Here is a 2,104-nt window from a genome sequence, read left to right as displayed (position 1 = left end):
CTCGATTACCTGCCCGGCGAGGCCGGGTAAATTCACTTGCCAGCCGGCATCGACACTGTCGCTGCACAGCGGCTGATTCGAAAGGCTGTAAGTGGTGGACAGGTTTGAAGGCGCATCGAGCAACGCAGACAATCGTGGATCGCGTTGCCGGGCAAGACGGCCAGCTTCGTCATACTGCTGATGCGTGCCCCGTGACTGGGGCGACTCACTGGCCGAGCGACGGTGATAAGCCACCGCACGAACGGCTAAACCGCGAGGGTCGAAAACGCTGAGCGTTGGGGTCTGAGTATCCACGATCAGTCCGCAAAGTAAATTTAACGCCGAACATAATGTTTAATTGCCGCTCTCTAGCCCCCGTATGCAACAGCGCCTACGTCTATCGCTAGCAATGAGACTCTCAGCACATACGATTGTCTTTCAAACTATGTTTACCTTAATAACTCATCTACGAGCGGCACGTTTGAATCGCTGCGCAGATGATTGAGAGCCAAGAGACTTTGATGCTCCACTTTCAGCAATAGCGTACGCAGCGAGACTATCCGCGTTTCTAATCGCCATTTGTGTTCGTAGCTTGGAAGATGTCTTAAATCGTGTTAAAGCATCATTCATATTATTGACACCAGACACATGGACCAAACGCTCTTTGCTACTAGAGGGGGAAAAATCTTCATCCGATACAGCGACGCTCACCATCATCCTCTTGGACTTCGCCTCCATAGCTCCAAGCATGTCACTCGACTGTTTTCCATCAGCGGGCAACGCGCCTTCAAATATCAAATACCAATAATCTACCACGCCTCCAATAATATTCACTTGATGACTTAACTCGTGAAGAATAATACGTAGAAAAGACTCTGGAGACCGCTGATTAGTAATCACCGATTTATTAATATATATATATTTTTCTTGATCGGTGGAGTTAGTAAAAGCATCACCCGCCTTAGGATCATCAAAAACCACAAATCTTTCAGGATTTACTTCTGTTTCTTCAATATTCCTTAACATCTGGCGATAATGAGTTATCAGATCAGAAACAACGCTGCTATCAACCTCGCCAAAATACGTTTCTACAAGTCCTTTGTCATACTGTCCCGATTCCAAAACATTACCGACATGCCTAACAACCTGTTTCGCCTCAGCGAAAGCCCGGCTCAATTTATCAGCCATTCCAGGTAAGTGCTTCCTGATATTTATCATGCCTCGTTGTAAAATTCGACCCGATATTCCGGCGGACTGTTCAATATCAGTACGATGAGCACTCACCGGAGTCGGAGCATGTCCATCCTGATCGATGTAAACAACCGGACCATTCCTGACAAACCGATAAAAATTCAACCCATCCACATCCCCCGCCGGATCCGGACTCAACCAGCGCTGCAACCACGGCGCGTAATACCGCGCGCCATAGTAATAAAGCCCCGTCACATCCCGTTCCTTGCCTGAATAACGAATGGTCTTGTAACTGGTTTCCACCTCGTGCCGCCCCGCCAACCACGCCGTTCCGCCGAAGGGGTAATACACTTCCTGGCTGATGGTTTTGGCCTGGGCATCGACCTCAAAGGCACTCGATCCCAGGTGATCGTCAAAGCAGTAACGCCACTGATCATTGTCCAATCCCGCTGGCGGCGGACTGTCCCAATGCAGCAGGCGTACGCTGCAGCGCCCGGCCTGAACGCTGATCACCTGGAGCCGTTCTCCGGTGGCGCTATTGGTGTGCAGTTCGATGCCCGGCAAGTAACGTACCTCGGGTGTATGCACGATGGATTTCGCGGTGACCTCCCGGTATTTGCGCAAGCGAGCGCCTTCGCTGTCGTAGACATACCTCTCGATGTCGTCGGCGCCGTCAATCCGTGCTACTTGAATGACTTGGGTCAACTGATTACGCCCATTCCACTGCAAAGCCTGCCCAGGTTGCAGCTCCAGCAGGTTGCCGCGAGCGTCGAATTGTTCGTCAATGGCCGGCTGGCCGGCTCGGTCTTTCACGCTGCGATTGCTGTGCGATGCCACGCGCATGATCAAGGTGTCGTCTACCGCGCCGTGATGCAGGCGCTGCAGCAGATTGCCCGCTTCATCGTAATAATAGGTCTCTGTGTAATTGCACCAG

The 2,104-nt window shown here is 51.4% G+C and carries 1 protein-coding gene and 1 pseudogene; both read right to left on the bottom strand.

The window, feature by feature from the left end; all coding sequences use genetic code 11:
- A pseudogene (locus KW846_RS29605) lies at window positions 1–294 on the bottom strand (hypothetical protein); the annotation flags it as partial.
- A gap of 147 nt (window positions 295–441) precedes the next feature.
- The coding region (locus KW846_RS29600; RefSeq protein WP_305733742.1) for an RHS repeat-associated core domain-containing protein at window positions 442–2,104 on the bottom strand (1,663 nt) is incomplete at its 5' end.

The sequence above is a fragment of the Pseudomonas sp. PDM32 genome (assembly GCF_019219225.1).
Classification (GTDB): Bacteria; Pseudomonadota; Gammaproteobacteria; order Pseudomonadales; family Pseudomonadaceae; genus Aquipseudomonas; species Aquipseudomonas laurylsulfatiphila.
The sequence above is the reverse complement of the archived record's forward strand: the minus strand, read 5'-3'. Positions and strand labels throughout refer to the sequence as shown.